The following is a 22,096-nucleotide window of genomic DNA, read 5'->3' on the forward strand; positions in this document are numbered from 1 at the left end:
TATGAAGATTAGTGTTCCAGCTACTTCAGCCAATTTGGGACCGGGGTTTGATTCGGTTGGACTGGCTGTTAGCTGTTATTTAAGCATCGAATTGTTGGAAGAAAGTCCTGAATGGGTGATCGAACATGATCTAGTAGGAGTTCCTTCTGATGAGAATAATTTATTAATTAAGACAGCCTTAGAAGTAGCGCCTGACATACAGCCTCATAGGATCAAAATGATCTCTGATATTCCTCTTGCGAGAGGCCTGGGGTCGTCGTCATCGGTTATTGTGGCAGGAATTGAGTTGGCCAACCAACTAGGGGAGCTCCATTTATCTGATGATGAGAAATTAAATATTGCGACAAAAATGGAAGGGCATCCTGATAATGTGGCACCTGCCATTTTTGGAAACTTAGTAGTGGCTTCTTTCATCTATCAAGACGTGAACAAGATTGTGGCGGATGTCCCAGAAGCGGCTTTGGTGGCTTATGTACCAGCCTATGAGTTAAAAACCAGTGATTCTAGACAGGCGCTTCCACAAGAATTACCGTTTAAAGAGGCTGTTTTGGCCTCCTCTGTGGCGAATATGGCAATAGCTGGTTTGTTGACTGGTGATTTGAAAACGGCAGGACGTGCTATGAGTCAGGATCGTTTCCATGAACCTTATCGTCAGAAACTAGTTCCAGAATTTGCAGAAATTCGAAAACTAGGGCAAGACTTTGAAGCTTATGCGACCTATCTTTCAGGGGCTGGGCCGACTGTTATGACTCTACTTCCAAAAGATAAAAAAGCGGCTTTTATCTTAGCTTTAGAAAACCAGTTACCAGCTAAAGTGCTTGATTTAGAGGTGGATCGTAAAGGGGTATTTGTTGAACTTTAAAGCAAATGTGCTGAAGAGTTAAACTTAACTTTTTGTCAATGTTTTGTGAAAACTGTGACCTCTGTCCTGAAATCTTTAGATAAATCCTCAAGACACTAGTTTTCTTATCGTATTTTTTAGATGATTATTACCATGAATGCTCAAAGTGTTTTTACTTGCTTGATTTTTGGTATCTATTCTAATAAGAGAAACTAACTTTTTTAGATCTGGAGTTCCCCATCGTTAAAGAGCAGAAACAGCTCCAGCTTACGATGTTATGCCTTGATTGCTATCTTTTTTAAAGAAACTTTTTCAAGTTAGCCTTAGGTTTCGACTGTTCAGATTCCAAGTCTAGCTGATGGGATACTTAGTTTCCTGAGATTTTTGTTTTTGAGTTATGAAACGATCGCTTTGAGAAAGCTATAAAATCAATGCCTTCTACCTAAATAAGATTAGTTTGCGACATTAACTCGACGATGTGCTTGTTGATGACTGTCAGCATGTTTAGGGAAAGGTGTTTTTGGAGAAGGTTAGCCATTTGTTTTTATCTGAATCACTGCCCTAGTCTCTATCTTGGGACAAGGGTGATCACAAAAAAAGTTAAAAACGGAAATTTAATAAAAATATTAGCTTTGAGTTGGTCAAAAGACCAGCTCTTTTGTTATACTTAGGTTATGATACATCAGATTGAAACAATGACTTACGAAGAGGGTCTTGCTTGGATTCATGACCAATTAAAATTTGGTATTAAGCCTGGGATTGAACGTATGAAGTGGCTGCTCAATGAATTGGGCAACCCACAAGAAAAAGTGAAAGGCATTCATGTGGTTGGGACCAATGGTAAAGGGTCAACCGTTAATTATTTACAAACAATGTTCACAGAGGCAGGCTATGAAGTAGGAACCTTTACGTCACCTTATATCATGGACTTTAGAGAACGGATTGCCTTAAACGGTGAGATGATTTCTAAAGAAGATTTATTACATCTGCTTTCTATGGTTAAACCTTTAGCAGAACGATTACCATCGGAGACAGGCTATGAGCCAGCCACTGAGTTTGAAATCATCACAGCCATGATGTTTCTCTATTTCGGGCAGGTTCATCCAGTCGATATCGCAATCATTGAAGCTGGGCTTGGTGGTCTTTACGACTCTACGAATATCTTTAAACCTCTAGCAGTTATATGTACCTCAATTGGACTAGACCACCAAACTATCTTAGGTCAAACCTACGAAGAGATTGCTACGCAAAAAGTGGGGGTTTTAAAAGATAACGTTCCTTTCGTTTTTGCTGAAAATCGGATTGGCGTGAAGTCGGTATTTTACAAGAAAGCCAATGAGATGGGCAGTCAGACGTTTGAGATGGGGCATGATTTTGAGGTTTCTGGACATAGCAGAGCTTTTGATTTTATAGGACAAGGCTTTAAGTTAGAGAAATTAACCTTGAAAATGCGTGGACAGCATCAGGTCACTAATGCTAGTTTGGCCCTTATGACAGCCCTCTTGTTGCAAGAAAAATACCCTCAACTGACTGAAGGTGTTCTTCGCAATGCACTCGCCAAAGCTTCTTGGCTAGGTCGAATAGAATTCCTAGAAGACAATCTAATGATTGATGGCGCCCATAATAATGAAAGCATAGCGGTACTGGTAGCATTATTGAAAAAAGAGTTTGCTGAAAAGAACATTCATATCCTTTTTTCAGCTATTGATACCAAGCCTATTCAAGGGATGATAGAGCAGTTAGCCACTGTTGGCGAATTAACCCTTACGACTTTTAATTATCCCAATGCCGTCCCATTAGAACACTATCCTAGTGCTTATCCTAAGGTGGCGAATTTTAAAGAATGGCTAAATACTTACAAGTCATCAGAAGAAGACCTCTATGTTATCACAGGATCACTTTATTTCATCTCACAAGTGAGACAATTTTTATTAGAAAAATAAATTAGAAATTTAGGAAAAATCATGAATCAAAAAAAAGCAGAAGCAGCTGTTTATCAACTTTTAGAAGCTATTGGTGAAAATCCTAATCGTGAAGGACTCTTAGATACGCCAAAACGTGTGGCTAAAATGTACGCTGAAATGTTTTCAGGTTTGAAGGAAGATCCTAAAGATCAATTCACAGCCGTCTTTTCAGAAGGACATGAAGAGATGATTTTGGTCAAGGATATCCCCTTTTACTCCATGTGCGAGCATCATTTAGTTCCCTTCTATGGTGTGGCTCATGTAGCCTACTTGCCTAGTGATGGACGAGTGACAGGATTGAGCAAATTAGCTCGCGCTGTTGAAGTCGCTGCGCGTCGTCCGCAATTGCAAGAACGCCTAACGGCTCAAGTGGCAAATGCTTTGGAAGAAGCCATGAATCCTAGAGGTGTGTTTGTCATGGTCGAAGCAGAGCATATGTGTATGACCATGCGAGGCATTAAAAAACCTGGTAGTAAAACTGTTACAACTGTGGCTCGAGGCCTTTATCAAGAAGATGGAGCAGCCCGACGCGAAGTGATGGCAATGATTAAGGAGTAATGATGGTTAAAATTGGTAAATATGAACTTGCTGGTAAGGCACTTATCATGGGAATTCTCAATGTGACACCAGATTCTTTTTCGGATGGTGGTAAGTATGACAGTATTGACAAGGCACTCCAGCAAGCTGAAGAAATGATTAAAGCTGGCGTCCATGTGATTGATGTCGGTGGTGAATCCACTCGTCCAGGAGCATCATTTGTAACGGCAGAAGACGAAATCAATCGTGTTGTGCCTATTATAAAAGCCATTAAAGAAAAATTTGATGTCCTAATTAGTATCGATACTTACAAAACACAGACAGCCAGAGCTGCTCTTGAAGCAGGGGCTGATATTCTAAATGATGTTTGGTCTGGGCTTTATGACGGTCAGATGATGGCGTTAGCAGCTGAATGGCAAGTGCCTTATATGCTCATGCACAATCAGGAAGAAGAAGGGTATGAGAATATTACGCAAGAGGTGATAGATTTCCTGAAAGAACGCGCACAAGCGGCACTAGATGCTGGAATTGCTAAAGATAACATTTGGATTGATCCAGGTTATGGCTTTGCAAAGTCAGCTCAGGATAATATTGATTTGCTTAAAGGTTTAGACCAAATTACAGCTCTAGATTACCCTGTCTTGTTTGGCATTTCCAGAAAGCGCACAGTGGTTTCTCTACTAGATGGGGAAACGGATATGGATGAAAGAGATCAAGCGACAGCTGCTTTGTCAGCCTATGCCATTATGAAAGGGGCAAAAATCGTACGTGTCCATAATGTGGCTGCCAATCGTGCTATTGTCAAAGTCATTAACCAACTGATATAGGAGACTGAAATGGACAAGATTATTATAAAAAATAGTCGTTTTTATGGGTATCATGGTGCCTTGTCCGAAGAAAATACACTAGGACAAATTTTTGTGGTCAATGCTACCTTGTCACTTGATTTGCGTCAAGCCTCTTTATCTGATGACTTAGAGGATACGGTGCATTATGGGATGGTTTTTGACTGTATCAAGCATCAAGTTGAAAACCAACGTTATCAGCTTATCGAGCGTTTGGCGGGCGCCATTTGCCAAGATATTTTTGATCAGTTTATGCCTGTTCAGGCGATTACTCTTGAAATTACTAAAGAAAATCCACCTATTAATGGACATTACGATGCTGTCGGTATCAGATTGGAGCGTCACAGATGACAGTTGTTTTTTTGAGCTTAGGTTCTAATATGGGGGATAAATTGGCCTACCTCAACCAAGCGATTCAAGCCTTATCAGAAATTCCTCAAACGCAATTGGTAAACGTTTCGTCTTTCTATCAAACAGTGGCCTGGGGTAAGACCGATCAAGATGATTTTGTGAATGCAGCGGTTGAGCTAGAAACCAACTTAGAAGCTCTTGAGGTTCTTCGAGAATGCCAACAGATTGAGAAGGATTTGGATAGAGTTCGTCACGAACATTGGGGACCGCGCACCATTGATATTGATATTTTGTTATATGGGAAAGAAACATTTAATATGCCAGATCTAAAAGTGCCTCATCCTTACATGACTGAGCGTGCTTTTGTTCTGGTTCCTTTGGCTGAATTAACTGAGAATGTGATGATTCCCAATACAGGGCAAACGGTTCTGGAAGCCCTATCTCGATTAAGTCATGAAGACGTTGTGAAAATTTAAAAATTTACTGTCACACCAGTTAATTTTTGGTATAATGAAGCTTGGCTATGCCAATTTTTGTATGTATGAGGGAAATGTGATGCTGAAAGAAATGGAAGAGGCTTTGTCTGGCATTGATATTCGTGTCGATGAGCCTTTGAAAAATTATACTTATACTAAGGTTGGAGGGCCGGCAGACTATCTTGCCTTCCCTCGTAATCGTTTTGAGCTGATCCGTTTGGTCAACTTTGCAAACAAGCATGATATCCCTTGGTTGGTTCTTGGAAATGCTAGTAATCTGATTGTTCGTGATGGCGGTATTCGTGGTATGGTTATCATGTTTGACCGTTTGAAAACGACAACGATTGATGGCTATGTGATGGAAGTCGAAGCTGGCGCTAATCTCAAGGAAACGACTAAAGTAGCACGTGATCATAGTTTGACAGGTTTCGAGTTTGCGGCCGGTATTCCTGGGAGCGTCGGCGGTGCTGTCTTTATGAATGCAGGTGCCTATTGGGGTGAAATCGCCCATGTCCTTGTTTCAGCTCAAGTCTTAACACGTGACGGTGTCGTCAAAACACTTGACGCCAAAGACTTAACCTTCGGTTATCGCCAATCTGCATTACAAACCTCAGGTGATATTGTCATTTCGGCTAAATTTGCTTTGAAACCAGGTGATTATACTGCAATCACCCAAGAGATGAATCGTCTCAATCACCTACGTGAGTTGAAGCAACCTCTGGAATACCCATCTTGTGGTTCTGTTTTTAAACGTCCACCGGGACATTTTGCAGGTCAATTGATTACCGAAGCTAACCTTAAAGGACACCGTATTGGAGGCGTTGAAGTTTCTGAAAAACATGCTGGCTTCATGATCAATGTCGATAATGGAACCGCCAAAGATTATGAGGATTTGATTGCCTATGTTATTGAAACGGTTGCCAAGACATCTGGCATTACGCTAGAACGTGAAGTTCGCATCATTGGAGAATCTCTTTAATAAAAAATGTCAGCTCAGAAAGTCATCTTTCTGGGCTGATTAGCAGTTTAGACTCTTTAACTGGCTGAAGACCAGACGGTGAACGTCGTTTGATGCCTTTAAGGGTCATTGTGACCATATTACCAAGTTTAGTTTTTCAGTTGAGAATCTTTGAACAAACTAACTGAGCCAAAGCTAAGCAAATGACACAAGCAAACATTTGCTAGAAAATCTATGGAGGATTTATGACCATTGACTAATCCAATTATTGCCTTCAAAAATGTAACAAAGACATTTGAGGACAGTGGGACAACTGTTTTAAAAGATATTAACTTCGAATTGGAAGAAGGAAAATTTTACACGCTTCTCGGAGCATCTGGTTCTGGGAAATCAACGATCCTCAATATTATTGCAGGACTTTTAGAAGCCACATCTGGCGATGTGTTATTAGATGGAAAGCGTATTAATGATGTTCCCATCAACAAACGCGATGTCCACACAGTATTCCAATCGTACGCTCTTTTTCCGCACATGACTGTTTATGAGAATGTGGCTTTCGCTTTAAAATTAAAGAAAGTAGCTAAAAAAGAGATTGATCAACGTGTTAAAGAAGCCCTTAAGATGGTGCAACTCGAAGGCTATGAAAAACGTTCGATTCAAAAACTATCGGGCGGGCAACGCCAACGCGTCGCTATTGCGCGAGCGATTATCAATCAACCCAGAGTGGTTCTTTTGGACGAACCGTTATCAGCGCTTGATTTAAAACTTCGTACAGAAATGCAATATGAACTTCGTGAATTGCAACAACGTCTTGGTATTACCTTTGTTTTTGTTACTCACGACCAGGAAGAAGCTCTAGCCATGAGTGACTGGATTTTTGTAATGAATGAGGGGGAGATCGTTCAGTCTGGAACGCCAGTCGATATCTATGATGAACCCATCAATCATTTTGTGGCGACCTTCATCGGTGAATCTAATATTCTTCCAGCGACGATGATTGAAGACTATTTGGTTGAATTCAATGGAAAGCGTTTTGAAGCGGTTGATGGGGGTATGCGCCCTAATGAACCGGTAGAAGTGGTTATTCGTCCCGAGGATTTACAAATTACCCTACCTGATGAAGGAAAACTTCAAGTAAAAGTAGATACGCAGCTTTTCCGAGGTGTTCACTACGAAATCATCGCTTACGATGAACTTGGTAATGAATGGATGATTCATTCGACTCGTAAAGCCATTGAAGGTGAGATTATTGGACTGGATTTCACGCCAGAAGATATTCATATTATGCGTCTTCATGAGACAGAAGAAGAATTTGATGCGCGTCTTGAAGAATATGTTGAAACAGAAGAAGTTGAAGATGGTTTAATCAATTTTATCGAGGAGGAGCGTCATGAAGAAAACGGCTAGCTTTTTCTCAATTCCCTATTTTTTATGGGTCTTTCTCTTTGTTTTAGCACCAGTTGCCATGATTATCTGGAAATCCTTCTTTGATATATCAGGTCAGGCTACTTTGGGAAATTACCAAACTTTCTTTGGGTCATGGACATACTTAAAGATGAGTTTAAACTCTATTCTCTATGCTGGTTTGATTACCTTAGTAACCCTCTTAATTGCTTATCCGACAGCCTTTATTTTAACCAGTCTCAAGCACAAACAGCTTTGGTTGATGTTGGTTATTTTACCAACTTGGGTCAATCTGCTCTTGAAGGCTTACGCATTTATGGGGATTTTTGGTCAACAAGGTGGGGTCAATGCCTTTTTAAGCTTCATGGGCTTGGGTCCCCAGCAGATCCTCTTTACTGATTTTTCATTTGTATTTGTAGCCGCTTACATCGAGATACCATTTATGATTTTACCGATATTCAATGCTTTGGATGATATTGATCGTAACCTTATTGATGCTAGTCGTGACTTAGGAGCCAGCGGTCTTCAAACCTTTACCAAGATTATTTTCCCCTTATCCTTGAATGGCGTTAGATCAGGTGTCCAGTCTGTTTTTATTCCGAGTTTGAGTCTTTTTATGTTGACGAGGCTTATCGGAGGTAACCGTGTTATTACTCTGGGTACCGCCATTGAACAACATTTTCTCACTACTCAAAACTGGGGGATGGGATCAACCATCGGTGTGGTCCTAATTGCTGCGATGTTAATGATTATGTGGGCGACAAAGGAGAGAAAATCATGAAAAAATTAGCTAATATCTATTTGATTTTTGTTTTTGTCCTCCTTTATGCACCGATTTTTTATTTGATTTTCTATTCCTTTAATAAAGGCGGGGACATGAATGGCTTTGCAGGCTTTACCATGGAGCATTATCGGAATATGCTTTCAGATAGTCGTCTCATGCTGATATTGGCCCAAACCTTCTTTTTAGCTTTTTTAAGTTCTTTGATAGCGACAGCTATTGGAACTTTTGGGGCAATTTTTATTCATGAAAGTAAAAAACGCTATCAAAATAGCATGCTGTCAACGAATAATATCCTCATGGTGGCACCTGATGTTATGATTGGGGCATCTTTCTTGATTTTATTCACAACGATTAAATTTCAATTGGGATTCGCCACTGTTTTACTCAGTCACATTGCCTTTTCGATTCCCATTGTTGTTCTGATGGTTTTGCCCAGACTTAAAGAAATGAATCAGGATATGATTCATGCTGCCTATGATTTGGGAGCTAGTCGCTCTCAAATGCTCAAAGAAGTCATGTTGCCTTACTTGACACCAAGTATTATTGCTGGGTATTTTATGGCATTTACCTACTCTTTAGATGATTTTGCAGTGACTTTCTTTGTAACTGGCAATGGCTTTTCGACCCTTTCTGTTGAGATTTATTCTCGCGCTCGTCAGGGAATTTCCTTAGACATTAATGCTCTCTCAACCTTAGTCTTTTTCTTTAGTATTCTTTTAGTGATTGGCTATTATTTCATTTCTCAAGACAAGGAGGTTAAAGATGCGTAAATTAACATCCTTTCTGACAGGTATTGTTGCTATCATTATTCTTTTGTGGGGGACTAGTTTTATCTTGCAAAAGCGATCAGGTGATGTCTCAGATAAGTTAGTCATCTATAACTGGGGTGATTATATTGACCCAGATTTGTTGACCAAATTTACCAAAGAGACTGGTATTAAGGTTCAATACGAAACCTTTGATTCCAACGAAGCCATGTATACCAAAATTAAGCAAGGTGGTACCACTTACGATATTGCCATTCCGAGTGATTATACGATTGATAAGATGATTAAAGAAAACATGCTTATCAAATTGGACAAATCAAAAATACAAGGGCTTGATCATATTGGTAAAGAATTCTTAGGAAAGAGTTTTGATCCTTCTAATGATTATTCAATTCCTTACTTTTGGGGAACCGTTGGTATTGTTTACAATAAAAAACAACTCGATACTTACCCTAAGCATTGGAATGACCTTTGGAAGCCGGAATATAAGGATAGTATCATGATGGTTGACGGCGCTAGAGAAGTGCTTGGAGTTGGGCTAAATAGCTTGGGATATAGCCTTAATTCCAAAAATAGGGCACACCTTGATCAAGTAGAGGAGAAGTTGAATCAACTAACCCCTAATATCAAAGCTTTGGTTGGCGATGAGTTGAAAGGGTATATGATTCAGGGGGATGCACCGATTGGTGTGACTTTCTCTGGAGAAGCTAGTGAAATGCTTTATGAAAATAAAGATTTGGTTTACGTTGTTCCGACAGAAGGGTCTAATCTATGGTTTGATAACATGGTTTTACCTAAAACAGCTAAACACACTAAAGAAGCTTACCAATTCATCAATTTCATGCTAGAACCTCAAAATGCAGCTCAAAATGCAGAATATATCGGTTATTCAACCCCTAATAACACAGCAAAGGCTTTACTACCAAAAGAAATCAAGAACGATAAGGCCTTTTATCCAAGTCAAAAAACCATCGACCGCTTAGAAGTATATGATAATCTTGGACAAAAATGGCTTGGTATCTATAATGATCTGTATCTTCAAATCAAGATGTATCGTAAATAACAAGCTTATTTAAGGAGCTAGTTTTCCTTTTAAGCCGTTTGTGTTATTTGCTGACGACGTAAGAAGATTTTAGGTCTTAAGGATTAACCGTTACGATACGAGCGCTATACGTTATAGGTGGAGACCTGGTGCCCTCTCAAAACGCTCTTCTAGGTGAATGTTATGTCAATTTTGAAGAGTAGTGATGTCACCTATCAACCCATGTCTTACTGATACCTCTCTCGTCTCAGTACAATATTGCGACAAAACTCATCCTCTTGGATGAGTTTTTTTAGATATTACCTTTGGATTTGTGATATGATAATAACACAATAGGGAGGTAGCAGATGATTAGAAGAGCTGTTTTGGCAGATATTCCAAGGTTACAAGTGTTACTGGGTCAAATTTTAAGCGTACATCATGCTGTCAGACCAGATATATTTAAAGCAAGTGGTAGTAAATTTTCAGATCAAGCGCTCAAAGAACTCATGTTTAATGACCAGCGTCCCATTTTTGTTTATGAAGATGATAAGGGTGAGCTTTTAGGTCACTTATTTTTAATGATTCAAGAAGCGCAAGGGTCAGCTATGATGCCTAATAAAACACTTTTTATTGATGATCTTTGTGTTGATGAAGCTGCACGTGGTCAAAAAATAGGAGAGACACTGTACCAGTTTGCTTGTCGAAAAGCGTTTGAATGGGATTGCTACAATCTCACACTGAACGTTTGGAATGCTAATGCTGGTGCTGTTAACTTCTACGAACGTATGGGCATGACACCTCAAGAAATGAGAATGGAAACCATTATCCATCCTCACTTAGAAAATGAGCAATAGCAATGAAAAATCTTTTAGATTATGTCGCCAATGTAGGTCAAACATTGTTTTCTGAAAAATCCCTGACCAGTTTAGATTTCGCCTTATTTAATGAATTGAGCTATCTGTCGATCTTCGAGTATTTGCCCAATGACTTGAAGTTAGCGGAATCCCTTGTCATTCATGATTTGGCTTTACTATTTCAGCAGTATGATCAAGACATTCAATTTACCTTTTTAAACACCAAGGAGCGTATCGATCTTTTGAAAATGGTTCTCGAGAGTAAGCGCTATCAACATGTGATGATTAATCATTATGTTAATGATATTAATGCTGAGTTTGAACGCCAGTTTGCAGCTATGGTCTTCTCCATACCAGAAGAAAATACGCATCAGCTAGTTTTTCGTGGCACAGATGATAGTTTGATTGGTTGGAAGGAAGATTTTAAATTGACTTACATGCGAGAAATTCCAGCTCAACGTGCAGCATCTATTTATTTAAAGGAAATTCTTCCGACTTTGTCTGGTCAAGTGTTGGTTTCAGGGCACTCTAAAGGTGGTAATTTAGCCGTTTATGCAGCTGCGCATTTACCAATAGAACTGCAAGATAAGATTGCACTTATTTACATGTATGATGCTCCTGGCTTTCGTCAAAACTTTTTACAATCACAAGGCTATCTAGCTATTAGGTCTAAGATTGTTGCCATGAAACCCTTCGAATCCGTAGTTGGTGTTATGTTGGAATCCGATAGAAAGCCAATAATTGTAGCTTCTAAGGATCGAGGCATGGGCCAACACCCTATGTTGAATTGGTCGATAGATGCGGACAAAAATGAATTTGAAACCGTCACACAATTATCTCCAATGAGCCGGAAACTTGAAAAGACATTTGCGATTTGGAATAAGAGTTTGTCTCATTATGAGCTGAAAAACTTATTTGACCTTCTGTTTGATCAATTGATTGCTAGTGGTGTTACCAGTCTTAATGATTTCTCTGCGAAGAAACCTCTAGGAGTAGCAAAATATTTTGAGGTTTATCGAAGGCTATCGCCAAAACAGAAACGAGTATTTACTAGAGCACTTCATTTATTTATACAAGCTTATCGAAGCAATGCAGTGAACCCTCGAAAGGCTAACTTGACAAGTATGTTAACAAAATGGCAACGAGAGAGAGATTAAAAGGATTTGGAGTATGACCCCCAAATCCTTTTAATCTTTTTCTTGACTAATACTGTAATAGGCCAGAGCAGTCATGAATCCAGCGAAGATAATACCACCAATAAGGGTTCCAATTAGTGCTCCAGGCTGAGTTACTAAGTCCCACAAGGATTTCCCATTTTTCAAAGCAGTTAGACTATTTTGTATGAGCATGAAACCTGTAAATAAGATGCCAGACAAGATACCGCGTTTGATGGCTTTACGTCTTTCTTTATCAATATTCTCTTTTGGAACTTCAATCATACCACTGGTATCAATATCAGCCTTATCCGTTTTCATTTTAAGCGTAAGTGGAATGATAAATACAGTCACTAAAATATTGATTCCCACATAAATCAGTCCTGAACAGTTGGGAAGAAAGTCGTTTATTGTTAGAAAAATCAGCGATGATAACAAGATGTAATAAGTTAGGATAAGATAGGCATGACCAGCTAGTCGATAAGCGATTTGCTGAACGTATTCATCAAACACACCGCTGATTCCAAAAAAGCGAGCAAATTGTTTTTCAAGTCGATTAGTTTTCTTTGACATGATCGTTTCCTTTCAAGTGTACAACATAAATGAAGTGACTAGTGATTGAGTCAACATAAAACATAAAACAAAGTGAAGATAGCCAGGCCAAATGTCAATAGTGATTATTGGTATAGTCATGCTATCAAGCATTAAGTGCTATATAAGGTAAAAGGGCTGCGGCTGCTTTTAAAACTTTTAAGGCAGGATAGGCATACTTGACAATCAAATGAGTTGAAACAAGAGAGGACTGATGACTTGTTTTAAGCCATAGTAACCGAGCCCATTAACAGAACAGCATGAGTATGGAAAAAGATCAATGAATCAGTCTTTTTAGTCATAAAGCTATTCCCTTCCCAAAAGATGATTTCCAGTGGCTGTCCCATTATCAAGAGTCACACGGTGATAGAAAAAACTCGAATAATATTGCCCAAAGTTAGAAAAATAAAGAGAAGGTTAACTGAAAGTCGCTCGTTTTTTGCGGTCTCAGTAGAAAAATAATATTGAGAACCTACTAATGTTCCAAATCATGCCTTGTGTTTGGCTAGGATAGAACAATAGAGGAGAATGTCTAACAACATGAACTCTCTACTAATGCATATGATTTTCTTTTCAAACGCTGTCCTTATTCTTTCTTTTACTTGGTTCCCAAAACAATGTGTTAAGGTCACTTTGGAGGGTTTCGGCAAGTCTAATACAAAGGTCGAGCGAGGGATTATATTTATCGTTTTCAATCAAGTTGATCGTTTGTCTGGCTACTCCAATCGATTTGGCAAGGACCAGTTGTGAAATCCCCTGTTTAACACGAAATTCTCTGACACGATTCATGATAATCCTTTCTAGAATGAAATGTCCTGGTATATGTGATAGCATCAATAAAAAAACAAGACGTAGAGGGCTAAATGTCAGATATATATGACACTATCGTTATAGCAATAAGATGAAAAATGTCAATTATAGATGACATAATTGTTAAAGTAAACTAAAAAACGATACTAAGATCGTTTGTAGTAATATCTGTTACTTTTTGCCTAAAACCTTTTTCAAGGTAAAGAGAACATAGCCAACAAAAATATAAGCTAACAGGATAAAAAGAGTATTCTTACCAACTTGAGCCCAGCCATATTTGTTAATATTGATAAAAAAGTAAGCAAAGGGACTATCTTCAGCGCCAGGGATTGGCCATTTAAGGATTGTACCGTTAAAAAGCGCAAAGATAAAATAAGCTAATGGTGCAGCAGTCCACCAAAATGGATCATACCAACAATAACTATTTTTACGATCGATGAAAAACGTATCTGAAATAAAGCCAATAGGAACAAGGTAGTGAACAATTATATTTCTAACATTCCAAAATTCATCAGCCTCTACTAAAGGAGCCAGCATGAAATGGTAAACTAAAAAAGTAATCGTGATACTCATGGTGACAGCAGCCTTTAGCCTGAGTGTGTTACTGTCAGAAATCTTTCCTGACCTAATGTCCCTAAAAACCAGATCAAAAAGAAATGAAAACACAAGGATGTTAGAGAGAACCGTGTAATAGAGCAACATTCCCCAGCCGTCTTCGCGAATTTGCATAGACACGCCAACTAGCCCAATAATGGCAAGGGATAAGCGATAGATAATAGTTTTTGACATGGTAATCCTTTCTAGATTAAGAAGCTAGTCTACTAATGTGGAAAATGTTTCAAGCTATTTTTAAAAAATTTATCGCTTTCTCATATAATTGGTTAATGTTTCAAGCAATACTTGCGATTTTTGATATAATTGGTAGGAAAGAGAAGGTCCCTTAGTCTGCATGGCAGTTGCTAAAATAGTCTTCTCTTCAGAAGACAAAACACCAATAGATTGCCAATAATTCAGAATGTCCAGAGATAAATCATCCAGTCGCAAATTTCGTCGATTTTTACGACGCCGGCACAAGGTTTGCAAAGTCTGGTAATTATCGGGGAGCAATGGTGCTTCCTCGTGTTTTTTAGCTTTTGGTAAATGCTTCGAAGTTTGTAACTCCAGGGCTTGACGTAGGCGTTCGTTTTCAGCTTGTAGCGCTTTTATTTGTTGCAAATAGTACTCGTTATCATTAGAAAACTGTGAGATTGATTCAATAGATATTTCGGGGCGTTCTTCCTCAAGCAAGAATGGTTTGATATAATCGGTCCAAAGTTGGATGAGTTGGGCAAATTCTTCAGAGCTATGGGCTTCTTTACGACCGCCTTTATAAATGAAATCTTTTAAACGTTTATAATCATTGAAAGCATGAAAGTTATTTTCAGGGCGTTCTCTAAAGACATCATTTTCTAAAAAGTAAGTGAGTAAAGGCCTCGAAAAATAGGTTTTGGTAAATTCTGGCAGTTGCTGATGACTTGCCAAGCGTTTGAGATGACCTAGTTTTTTGACTTCTTTGGCTGGTAGATAGTCGGTTGCAGCGGTAAAATAGGTGATGCAGTTAGCACCGATATGAACTAATCGTTTGCCATTTTTAGCATTGATTAATTCATACCAATCTTTGATGCCTCTGGTTCCACATAAACAGCGGATAGAATCATCAATCTCATTATGGATTTTAGCGATGCTTTGCCATTCCTTGATTGCTGTTGGTAAATGCTTAGACACAGAATTCTCCAATATTTTGTCAGCTAGTGGTTGACGAATTTTTCCCAAAATAGACCTCCTTTTTTAGTAAAAATATTATAGCATAATCTTGGTGAGATGGCTCTTGCTATTGTATGAGGGTTTCGGTACAATAAGTGAAACAAATGGAGGTGTGTCATGAAAGAGGTTAAGGGGCTTTTAGTCATGGATGTTGATTCAACTCTAGTTCAAGAAGAAGTTATTGACTTATTGGGTGAAGAAGCAGGTGTCGGTGACAAGGTTGCTGATATTACCGAACGTGCTATGCGTGGCCAATTGGATTTTAAAGAAGCACTGGCAGAACGTGTCGCTTTACTGAAGGGCTTGCCTGCGTCTATTTTTGATAGGGTTTATGGTAAGATTCACTTTAATCAAGGGGCTAAGGAATTAGTTGACGAATTACATGCGCGTGGCTATAAGGTGGGGCTAGTATCAGGCGGCTTTCATGAGACTGTTGATCGACTAGCCAATGAACTAGGAATTGACTATGTCAAAGCGAATCGTTTAGAAGTTGTTGATGGCTATTTGACTGGAAAAACAGAAAGGGAGATTGTAACCAAAGAAACCAAGGTTGCTAAACTGAAAGAATGGGCTGCAGAAAATCACCTTGATCTTTCTCAAACTCTTGCTATGGGAGATGGGGCAAATGATCTTCCGATGATTAAAAATGCTGGTATCGGAATTGCTTTCTGCGCCAAACCAATCGTAAGAAAAGAAGCCCCTTACCGCATAGACAAACCAGATTTGTATGAGGTGATTGGGATTTTAAATGAAAAAGAATAAGAGTAAAAGACGTGCCAATGACGGCGCGTTTTTTAATGATGTTTTCCTAAAACGCATCTTGCTCTGTTAGAGGCGACACGCTAGAGTCATCAATTAGACAGGTGATTCAGAATGTAGACCAACCTTCTCGGACAGAGTAGTCTCAAGGCATTGACCTTTACATTATTAACTAAAAAAGATTGAAAAAATTGCCTCAGATTTGTTGTTTCTTCAACCTCCACCGTTCTTTTGACGAATGGGTGCTTATCTCATCACTAAAATAAAAAGTACCGATTCGGTACTCACTTTAGTCAAGTTGATGAAGGACTAGCCTTAGTTTGCCTTACTGTCTTGCTCCGGATGGTTCCAAAATCAAGGGCTTTTCTAGTCGCATAAGTTTTTGGAGTTAGCGTTATGTTGTTTCCAATTTCTGTTTTCTCCAGTGTAGAACACTTTATAAATACTGTCTAGATTAGTGTAACCGATTTATGATTTTTGGTGCTAAAGTGGTGCTAATGACAAAAGAAAAAGCCTCAGAAACATTGGTTTCATTGGCTTTTTTTACTTATTATCTCTATTCCCACTCAACGGTTGCTGGTGGTTTGCTTGTGATGTCGTAGACGATGCGGTTAACGTGGTCTACTTCGTTAACAATGCGCGTTGAGACTTTCTTGAGAACGTCCCATGGGAGTTGCGCAAAATCAGCTGTCATTCCATCAATCGAAGTAATAGCTCGGATAGCAATGGTGTAGTCGTAAGTACGGCCATCTCCCATCACACCGACAGAACGCACCCCTGTATTAACAGTGAAGTATTGCCATACGTCGCGGTCTAAGCCAGCTTTAGCGATTTCTTCACGGAGAATAGCATCTGACTCACGGACAGTCTCTAATTTTTCTTTGGTAATAGCTCCCATGACGCGGATAGCTAGTCCTGGTCCAGGGAATGGTTGACGCCAAACGATCTCATCAGGCATTCCAAGAGCAGTACCAAGCGCACGAACTTCGTCTTTGAAGAGGGTGTTAAGTGGCTCAATCAATTGGAATTGCATATCTTCTGGCAGTCCACCAACATTGTGATGTGATTTAATCGTTTGAGCTGTTTCGGTACCTGATTCAATGATATCAGTGTAAAGGGTACCTTGAGCTAAGAAATCAACACCTTTTAGCTTGCTTGCTTCGTCATCAAAGACATAAACAAATTCATTACCGATGATTTTGCGTTTTTTCTCTGGATCTTCGATACCTTCAAGCAGGTCTAGAAACCGTTTTGAAGCATCAACTCTGATGATATTAAGACCAAATTTGCCACCGAGCATTTCCATCACTTGGTCGCCTTCGTTTTTACGAAGAAGTCCATGATCAACAAAGATACAGGTTAGCTGATCACCGATAGCACGTTGGAGAAGGACACCGACAACTGAGGAGTCTACCCCACCTGAAAGTCCCAACAAGACTTTACGATCACCAACGGTTTCACGGATTTTCTCAACTTCCATATCGATGAAGTTATCCATTGACCAGTCACCTTTGGCACCACAGATGTTCATCGCAAAGTTACGGAGCATGTCGTTTCCGTATTCAGAATGACGAACCTCAGGATGGAATTGGATACCGTAGATTTTCTTATCGGTGTTTTCCATGGCAGCGTAAGGGCAATCAACAGAGTCACCAACTAGGTGGAAACCTTGCGGAATTTCTGTAACGGCATCACCATGGCTCATTAACACAAGCTGTTGTTCGGGTGTGTTAGCAAAAAGTTCAGAAGTTGATTTTAAACGAAGGTAGGATTGGCCGTATTCACGATTACCAGCATCACCAGCAGGAACGACTTTACCGCCCAATTTGTGAGTGATGAGTTGCATACCGTAACAGATACCAAGGATTGGGATTCCTAATTCGAAGATTTCTTCATCAATGCCAAAAGCATTATCAGCGTAAACGGAATTAGGACCACCAGATAGCACAATACCAATTGGGTTAATCTCACGGATTTCAGCAGCAGTGATTTTGTGACTCATTAGCTCTGAGAAGACCCCAAATTCACGAATACGACGTGCAATCAACTGGTTGTACTGGCTACCATAGTCAAGGACAATGATTTTTTGAACTTCATTCAAAAGTGAAACGTCAGTCATGATTACCTTCCTTTTTTTACGTCACTTGGACTTTAGTTAATTTATTCTAGCACAATTGCCTAAGATTCGCATTAGCTTTCTTCAAAAAACAGAAGAAACCTTTCTTTAAAGATATCTTATTTTTTAGAAATTATGATAAACTATTGGTATAGATGTTTTAGTCAATAAATTAATAAACTAAAAAGAAGAAACATTGAGAAACGATAGAGGAGTTGTGCCATGATACCGGCTTACATAAGAATTCATGATAGTATCAAAAAGGGAATTGATGAAGGAAAATGGAAAATTGGTCAACGACTTCCAAGCGAACGCGACCTTTCTGATCATTTTGAAGTGAGTCGGATGACATTGAGACAGGCTGTGACGCTTTTGGTTGAAGAAGGTATCTTAGAGAGACGTGTGGGAAGCGGTACCTTTGTGGCTAGCAGTCGTGTGCAGGAGAAAATGCGAGGGACAACTAGTTTTACTGAAATTATCAAGTCTCAAGGCAAAGTCCCCTCTACTAAATTGATTTCTTATAAGCGAAGTCATCCCAATGAACAAGAAGTAAGGCATTTAAATGTTAAACCACACTCTTATATCATTCGGATGGAAAGGATTCGTTATGCGGATCATATCCCAGTCTTGTTTGAAGTGACTAGTGTTCCTGAAAAATTGGTGAGGGATTTTGATCAGACTGCTATCACAGAACATTTTTTTCAAACCATGACAGAAAATGGTTATGAGATTGCTAAAAGTCAACAGACCATTTCAGCTAAGACAGCAGATGATGAGGTGGCTTCTTATTTGGAAATAGCCCCTCACAGTGCTATTTTAGCCTTAACTCAGGTTTCTTATCTTATCGATGGACAGCCTTTTGAGTATGTTCGTAGCCAGTATGTTGGTGAGCGCTTTGAATTTTATTTAGAGAATAATTAGCAGAATTTGGCTAATACATCTTAGAAGTTGGTCACTGATCTTCATTTTGTGGTAAAATAAACCTTATGGAAATTGAAAAAACCAATCGCATGAATGCTCTCTTCGAATTCTACGCAGCCCTTTTAACGGACAAACAAATGAATTACATAGAGCTGTATTATGCTGATGATTACAGTCTGGCAGAGATTGCAGAAGAGTTCGGTGTCAGCCGCCAAGCGGTCTATGATAATATCAAACGAACTGAAAAAGTTTTGGAAACTTATGAAATGAAGCTTCATATGTATTCCGATTACATTGTTCGAAATGAAATTTTTGATGAGATCACGACAAAATATGCTGATGATGACTATTTACAAGAAAAGATTGCTATCCTGAGTAGCATAGATAATAGAGACTGATTTAGGTGTTTTTAAGCCTTATCATTTAAAATAATAAGTAAGGAAGAGGAAGACTAACATGGCTTTTGAAAGCTTAACAGAACGCTTGCAAGGCGTCTTTAAAAACATTCGTGGGAAAAAGAAACTTTCTGAGAAAGAAGTTCAAGAGGTCACTAAGGAAATTCGCCTAGCCCTACTTGAGGCAGACGTAGCCTTACCAGTGGTGAAAACTTTCATTAAGCGGATTCGTGAACGTGCAGTTGGTCAGGAAATCATTGATACCCTTGATCCAACACAACAAATCATCAAGATTGTAAACGAAGAATTAACCGCGATTCTTGGTTCTGAGACGGCTGAACTTGAAAAATCACCTAAGATTCCAACCATTATCATGATGGCTGGTCTTCAAGGAGCTGGTAAGACAACTTTTGCTGGTAAGTTAGCCAATAAATTAATCAAAGAAGAAAACGCCCGTCCTTTGATGATTGCTGCCGATATTTACCGTCCTGCAGCCATTGACCAGTTGAAAACCCTTGGTAGCCAAATTAATGTACCCGTTTTCGATATGGGGACTGAGACACCAGCTGTAGAGATCGTTAAGCAAGGACTTGAGCAAGCGCGTCAAAATCGCAATGACTATGTCCTTATTGATACAGCAGGTCGCTTGCAAATTGATGAAACCTTGATGCAAGAGTTACGGGATATTCAAGCACTGGCGAAACCTAATGAAATCCTCTTAGTTGTTGACTCAATGATTGGTCAGGAAGCGGCCAATGTTGCGCGTGAATTTAACGAACAATTAAATATTACAGGTGTTATCTTAACCAAGATTGATGGCGATACACGTGGTGGTGCAGCACTTTCTATCCGAGAAATTACTGGTAAACCCATTAAATTTACTGGTACGGGTGAAAAAATTACCGATATTGAAACTTTCCACCCAGACCGTATGTCAAGTCGTATCTTGGGAATGGGTGACTTGCTTACCTTAATCGAAAAAGCTAGTCAGGAATATGATGAGCAGCGTTCCATGGAACTCGCTGAAAAGATGCGTGAGAACACCTTTGATTTCAACGATTTCATTGATCAGCTTGACCAAGTTCAAAACATGGGACCTATGGAAGATCTTTTGAAGATGCTTCCGGGCATGGCCGGTAATCCAGCCTTGGCTAACCTGAAAGTTGATGAAAAACAAGTTGCTCGTAAGCGAGCTATTGTGTCATCGATGACTCCAGAAGAGCGTGAAAATCCAGACCTCCTAAATCCTAGTCGTCGTCGCCGTATTGCAGCTGGTTCGGGCAATAGTTTTGTGGAAGTCAATAAATTTATTAAAGATTTTAACCAAGCAAAACAAATGATGCAGGGCGTCATGTCTGGAGATATGGAGAAGGCCATGCGTCAAATGGGGATTAACCCTAATAACTTGCCTAAGAATATGCCTAATATGCCAGATATGAGTGGTATGGATATGTCTGCTCTAGAAGGAATGATGGGTCAAGGAGGCATGCCTGACATGTCAGCACTTGGTGGTAATATGGATATGAGCCAAATGTTTGGCGGTGGTATCAAAGGGAAAGCTGGTTCGTTCATGATGAAACAAGCTATGAAACGCCAAGCTAATAAAATCAAAAAAGCTAAGAAAAAACGTAAAAAATAAGTAAAATAATGTTAAATCCAGTTCTGAAAGGTTCTGGATTTTTTAATGTTTCAAAAAAGTATTTTAATACTATCTTTGTTCAGTAAAAAATCACTATTTTTATAATATTTTAGGTCGTTTTACTTTAAATATACATAGATTCCTATATAATAGAGGTGTTAAAAAATGTTTTCAGTTTGGAGGTGTCTTACTTGACTTTTCCTGACTTTCTGGAATTAGTCGAGATTAAAGCTAAAACAGCTAGTATCCTACCTTTCTTTATTGGTTGTTGTTTTTCATCCTATTACTACGACAGTACGCATATTGGTCTAGTACTCTTGTATTTTGTAGCAATGGTTTTATTCAATATGTTTGTGGATGTTTGGGATAATTACAACGACTATCTTAATGCGAAGGATGATCTGTACCAAAGGCAAACTAATATCATTGGAAGAGAGAACCTTTCTTTGAAGACAATCAAACGATTGCTGTTTGTTCTTTTTATCTCTTCGCTTCTTATTGGCCTTTATCTGGCCAGTCGAGTTGGTTGGCCACTCTTAGTGATGGGTGGGTTTTGCTATGCTGTTGGTATTTTTTATTCTTCAGGACCTAAACCTTTATCAAGTCTTCCCTTAGGTGAAGTCTTTTCTGGTTTTACCATGGGTTTTATGATTACTCTGATTTGTGTGTATTTAAATACTTATCAAGATTTTTCATGGGAACTGAAAGAATTGGGATACATTGCTTTAATCTCACTTCCCAATACACTTTGGATTGCTAATCTTATGTTGGCTAATAACCTTTGTGATTTGGAAGAAGACGAAGCTAATCATCGTCATACTCTGGTGCATTACATAGGTAAAAAAAGAGCCTTAATCCTATTTAGTATGGCAAATGTCCTAGCTTTTGTAGCTGTGGTATTTCAATACTTTTTAGGCTTAGCACCTATAAGCGTTTTATTAACCTTGTTACTCATTCCGTTTGTTTATGGACAAAGTAAACAATTATGGCAAAAACAGGTCAAGGTTGAAACCTTTCCTTGTGCTATTCGTATCTTAGCATTGGGAGCAAGTTTTCTTGTGCTAACTTATTCAATCGGTTTTATTTTTTAGAAGGAGTTTTAA

Annotated in this window: 23 protein-coding genes; 18 read left to right on the plus strand and 5 right to left on the minus strand. The window is 39.0% G+C overall.

The features are described from left to right. The first annotated feature begins 1 nt into the window (after nucleotide 1). The 13 genes from thrB to A2G56_RS01860 all read left to right on the plus strand — a co-directional run bounded on the left by thrB (nucleotide 2) and on the right by A2G56_RS01860 (nucleotide 11,962). A complete protein-coding gene (gene thrB, locus A2G56_RS01800; protein ID WP_062708194.1) occupies nucleotides 2–862 on the plus strand; it encodes a homoserine kinase in 861 nt (286 codons plus the stop codon). A gap of 674 nt (nucleotides 863–1,536) precedes the next feature. Further along, the gene (locus tag A2G56_RS01805) at nucleotides 1,537–2,784 is read left to right on the plus strand and encodes a bifunctional folylpolyglutamate synthase/dihydrofolate synthase (RefSeq protein ID WP_062712367.1); all 1,248 of its coding nucleotides are present in this window, start codon (nucleotides 1,537–1,539) and stop codon (nucleotides 2,782–2,784) included. Between the two features lie 18 nt (nucleotides 2,785–2,802). Continuing rightward, nucleotides 2,803–3,363 carry a GTP cyclohydrolase I FolE gene (folE, locus tag A2G56_RS01810; protein WP_062708197.1) on the plus strand — a complete coding sequence of 187 codons (561 nt, stop codon included), beginning with the start codon at nucleotides 2,803–2,805 and terminating at the stop codon, nucleotides 3,361–3,363. 2 nt (nucleotides 3,364–3,365) lie between these two features. Continuing rightward, entirely contained in the window at nucleotides 3,366–4,169 is an 804-nt protein-coding gene (gene folP / locus A2G56_RS01815) for a dihydropteroate synthase (protein ID WP_062708200.1), read from the plus strand. A 9-nt stretch (nucleotides 4,170–4,178) separates the two neighbouring features. Continuing rightward, the gene (folB, locus tag A2G56_RS01820) at nucleotides 4,179–4,538 is read left to right on the plus strand and encodes a dihydroneopterin aldolase (protein ID WP_062708203.1); all 360 of its coding nucleotides are present in this window, start codon (nucleotides 4,179–4,181) and stop codon (nucleotides 4,536–4,538) included. Then, nucleotides 4,535–5,014: a 2-amino-4-hydroxy-6-hydroxymethyldihydropteridine diphosphokinase gene (gene folK / locus A2G56_RS01825; protein ID WP_062708206.1), complete on the plus strand. Its 480-nt coding sequence runs from the start codon at nucleotides 4,535–4,537 to the stop codon at nucleotides 5,012–5,014. Before folB ends, folK begins: the two co-directional genes overlap by 4 nt. A gap of 79 nt (nucleotides 5,015–5,093) precedes the next feature. After that, complete coding sequence (murB, locus tag A2G56_RS01830; RefSeq protein ID WP_062708208.1) at nucleotides 5,094–5,993, plus strand: UDP-N-acetylmuramate dehydrogenase; 900 nt, start codon at nucleotides 5,094–5,096, stop codon at nucleotides 5,991–5,993. Between the two features lie 231 nt (nucleotides 5,994–6,224). After that, nucleotides 6,225–7,379 carry an ABC transporter ATP-binding protein gene (locus A2G56_RS01835; protein ID WP_062708212.1) on the plus strand — a complete coding sequence of 385 codons (1,155 nt, stop codon included), beginning with the start codon at nucleotides 6,225–6,227 and terminating at the stop codon, nucleotides 7,377–7,379. Further along, nucleotides 7,363–8,157 (plus strand): ABC transporter permease, encoded by a 795-nt coding sequence (locus tag A2G56_RS01840; RefSeq protein WP_062708213.1) that lies wholly within the window; start codon nucleotides 7,363–7,365, stop codon nucleotides 8,155–8,157. Before A2G56_RS01835 ends, A2G56_RS01840 begins: the two co-directional genes overlap by 17 nt. Further along, nucleotides 8,154–8,930, plus strand: a complete 777-nt coding sequence (locus tag A2G56_RS01845; protein WP_062708216.1) for an ABC transporter permease — start codon at nucleotides 8,154–8,156, stop codon at nucleotides 8,928–8,930. Before A2G56_RS01840 ends, A2G56_RS01845 begins: the two co-directional genes overlap by 4 nt. Further along, on the plus strand, nucleotides 8,923–9,990 hold the full coding sequence (locus A2G56_RS01850) for an ABC transporter substrate-binding protein (protein ID WP_062708218.1): 1,068 nt from the start codon (nucleotides 8,923–8,925) through the stop codon (nucleotides 9,988–9,990). Before A2G56_RS01845 ends, A2G56_RS01850 begins: the two co-directional genes overlap by 8 nt. 326 nt (nucleotides 9,991–10,316) lie before the next feature. Beyond that, the gene (locus A2G56_RS01855) at nucleotides 10,317–10,805 is read left to right on the plus strand and encodes a GNAT family N-acetyltransferase (protein ID WP_062708223.1); all 489 of its coding nucleotides are present in this window, start codon (nucleotides 10,317–10,319) and stop codon (nucleotides 10,803–10,805) included. Between the two features lie 2 nt (nucleotides 10,806–10,807). Continuing rightward, nucleotides 10,808–11,962, plus strand: a complete 1,155-nt coding sequence (locus tag A2G56_RS01860) for an Mbeg1-like protein (protein ID WP_062708226.1) — start codon at nucleotides 10,808–10,810, stop codon at nucleotides 11,960–11,962. Between the two features lie 30 nt (nucleotides 11,963–11,992). Here A2G56_RS01860 and A2G56_RS01865 read toward each other — a convergent pair whose 3' ends face one another. The 4 genes from A2G56_RS01865 to A2G56_RS01880 form a co-directional block, all read right to left on the minus strand. Further along, nucleotides 11,993–12,532 (minus strand): DUF3278 domain-containing protein, encoded by a 540-nt coding sequence (locus A2G56_RS01865; protein WP_062708229.1) that lies wholly within the window; start codon nucleotides 12,530–12,532, stop codon nucleotides 11,993–11,995. 591 nt (nucleotides 12,533–13,123) lie between these two features. Beyond that, complete coding sequence (locus A2G56_RS01870) at nucleotides 13,124–13,339, minus strand: helix-turn-helix transcriptional regulator (RefSeq protein WP_062708231.1); 216 nt, start codon at nucleotides 13,337–13,339, stop codon at nucleotides 13,124–13,126. A gap of 192 nt (nucleotides 13,340–13,531) precedes the next feature. Then, the gene (locus A2G56_RS01875; protein ID WP_062708234.1) at nucleotides 13,532–14,149 is read right to left on the minus strand and encodes a Pr6Pr family membrane protein; all 618 of its coding nucleotides are present in this window, start codon (nucleotides 14,147–14,149) and stop codon (nucleotides 13,532–13,534) included. Between the two features lie 69 nt (nucleotides 14,150–14,218). Further along, nucleotides 14,219–15,172 carry a hypothetical protein gene (locus tag A2G56_RS01880; RefSeq protein WP_062708237.1) on the minus strand — a complete coding sequence of 318 codons (954 nt, stop codon included), beginning with the start codon at nucleotides 15,170–15,172 and terminating at the stop codon, nucleotides 14,219–14,221. Between the two features lie 108 nt (nucleotides 15,173–15,280). On the opposite strand from A2G56_RS01880, the gene serB reads away from it, so the two are divergent. After that, nucleotides 15,281–15,925 (plus strand): phosphoserine phosphatase SerB, encoded by a 645-nt coding sequence (gene serB / locus A2G56_RS01885; RefSeq protein WP_062708240.1) that lies wholly within the window; start codon nucleotides 15,281–15,283, stop codon nucleotides 15,923–15,925. A 553-nt stretch (nucleotides 15,926–16,478) separates the two neighbouring features. Here serB and guaA read toward each other — a convergent pair. Further along, a complete protein-coding gene (gene guaA, locus A2G56_RS01890) occupies nucleotides 16,479–18,041 on the minus strand; it encodes a glutamine-hydrolyzing GMP synthase (protein WP_062708243.1) in 1,563 nt (520 codons plus the stop codon). 219 nt (nucleotides 18,042–18,260) lie between these two features. Here guaA and A2G56_RS01895 point away from each other — a divergent pair, with 219 nt between their 5' ends. The 4 genes from A2G56_RS01895 to A2G56_RS01910 all read left to right on the plus strand — a co-directional run bounded on the left by A2G56_RS01895 (nucleotide 18,261) and on the right by A2G56_RS01910 (nucleotide 22,084). Then, a complete protein-coding gene (locus tag A2G56_RS01895; RefSeq protein ID WP_062708246.1) occupies nucleotides 18,261–18,959 on the plus strand; it encodes a GntR family transcriptional regulator in 699 nt (232 codons plus the stop codon). 65 nt (nucleotides 18,960–19,024) lie between these two features. Further along, a complete protein-coding gene (locus tag A2G56_RS01900; protein ID WP_062708249.1) occupies nucleotides 19,025–19,357 on the plus strand; it encodes a putative DNA-binding protein in 333 nt (110 codons plus the stop codon). A 58-nt stretch (nucleotides 19,358–19,415) separates the two neighbouring features. Then, on the plus strand, nucleotides 19,416–20,993 hold the full coding sequence (gene ffh, locus A2G56_RS01905) for a signal recognition particle protein (RefSeq protein WP_062708251.1): 1,578 nt from the start codon (nucleotides 19,416–19,418) through the stop codon (nucleotides 20,991–20,993). A gap of 191 nt (nucleotides 20,994–21,184) precedes the next feature. Beyond that, nucleotides 21,185–22,084 carry a prenyltransferase gene (locus A2G56_RS01910; RefSeq protein ID WP_062708254.1) on the plus strand — a complete coding sequence of 300 codons (900 nt, stop codon included), beginning with the start codon at nucleotides 21,185–21,187 and terminating at the stop codon, nucleotides 22,082–22,084. The last annotated feature ends 12 nt before the right edge of the window (nucleotides 22,085–22,096 follow it).

Source organism: Streptococcus halotolerans, from assembly GCF_001598035.1.
Classification (GTDB): Bacteria; Bacillota; Bacilli; order Lactobacillales; family Streptococcaceae; genus Streptococcus; species Streptococcus halotolerans.

Excerpts from the sequence above, each read along its gene's own strand:
- thrB (WP_062708194.1), top strand. The coding sequence starts at position 2 with ATGAAGATTAGTGTTCCAGCTACTTCAGCCAATTTGGGACCGGGGTTT.
- A2G56_RS01805 (WP_062712367.1), top strand. The coding sequence starts at position 1,537 with ATGACTTACGAAGAGGGTCTTGCTTGGATTCATGACCAATTAAAATTT.
- folP (WP_062708200.1), top strand. The coding sequence starts at position 3,366 with ATGGTTAAAATTGGTAAATATGAACTTGCTGGTAAGGCACTTATCATG.
- folB (WP_062708203.1), top strand. The coding sequence starts at position 4,179 with ATGGACAAGATTATTATAAAAAATAGTCGTTTTTATGGGTATCATGGT.
- folK (WP_062708206.1), top strand. The coding sequence starts at position 4,535 with ATGACAGTTGTTTTTTTGAGCTTAGGTTCTAATATGGGGGATAAATTG.
- murB (WP_062708208.1), top strand. The coding sequence starts at position 5,094 with ATGCTGAAAGAAATGGAAGAGGCTTTGTCTGGCATTGATATTCGTGTC.
- A2G56_RS01840 (WP_062708213.1), top strand. The coding sequence starts at position 7,363 with ATGAAGAAAACGGCTAGCTTTTTCTCAATTCCCTATTTTTTATGGGTC.
- A2G56_RS01845 (WP_062708216.1), top strand. The coding sequence starts at position 8,154 with ATGAAAAAATTAGCTAATATCTATTTGATTTTTGTTTTTGTCCTCCTT.
- A2G56_RS01850 (WP_062708218.1), top strand. The coding sequence starts at position 8,923 with ATGCGTAAATTAACATCCTTTCTGACAGGTATTGTTGCTATCATTATT.
- A2G56_RS01855 (WP_062708223.1), top strand. The coding sequence starts at position 10,317 with ATGATTAGAAGAGCTGTTTTGGCAGATATTCCAAGGTTACAAGTGTTA.
- A2G56_RS01860 (WP_062708226.1), top strand. The coding sequence starts at position 10,808 with ATGAAAAATCTTTTAGATTATGTCGCCAATGTAGGTCAAACATTGTTT.
- A2G56_RS01865 (WP_062708229.1), bottom strand. The coding sequence starts at position 12,532 with ATGTCAAAGAAAACTAATCGACTTGAAAAACAATTTGCTCGCTTTTTT.
- A2G56_RS01870 (WP_062708231.1), bottom strand. The coding sequence starts at position 13,339 with ATGAATCGTGTCAGAGAATTTCGTGTTAAACAGGGGATTTCACAACTG.
- A2G56_RS01875 (WP_062708234.1), bottom strand. The coding sequence starts at position 14,149 with ATGTCAAAAACTATTATCTATCGCTTATCCCTTGCCATTATTGGGCTA.
- serB (WP_062708240.1), top strand. The coding sequence starts at position 15,281 with ATGAAAGAGGTTAAGGGGCTTTTAGTCATGGATGTTGATTCAACTCTA.
- guaA (WP_062708243.1), bottom strand. The coding sequence starts at position 18,041 with ATGACTGACGTTTCACTTTTGAATGAAGTTCAAAAAATCATTGTCCTT.
- A2G56_RS01895 (WP_062708246.1), top strand. The coding sequence starts at position 18,261 with ATGATACCGGCTTACATAAGAATTCATGATAGTATCAAAAAGGGAATT.
- A2G56_RS01900 (WP_062708249.1), top strand. The coding sequence starts at position 19,025 with ATGGAAATTGAAAAAACCAATCGCATGAATGCTCTCTTCGAATTCTAC.
- ffh (WP_062708251.1), top strand. The coding sequence starts at position 19,416 with ATGGCTTTTGAAAGCTTAACAGAACGCTTGCAAGGCGTCTTTAAAAAC.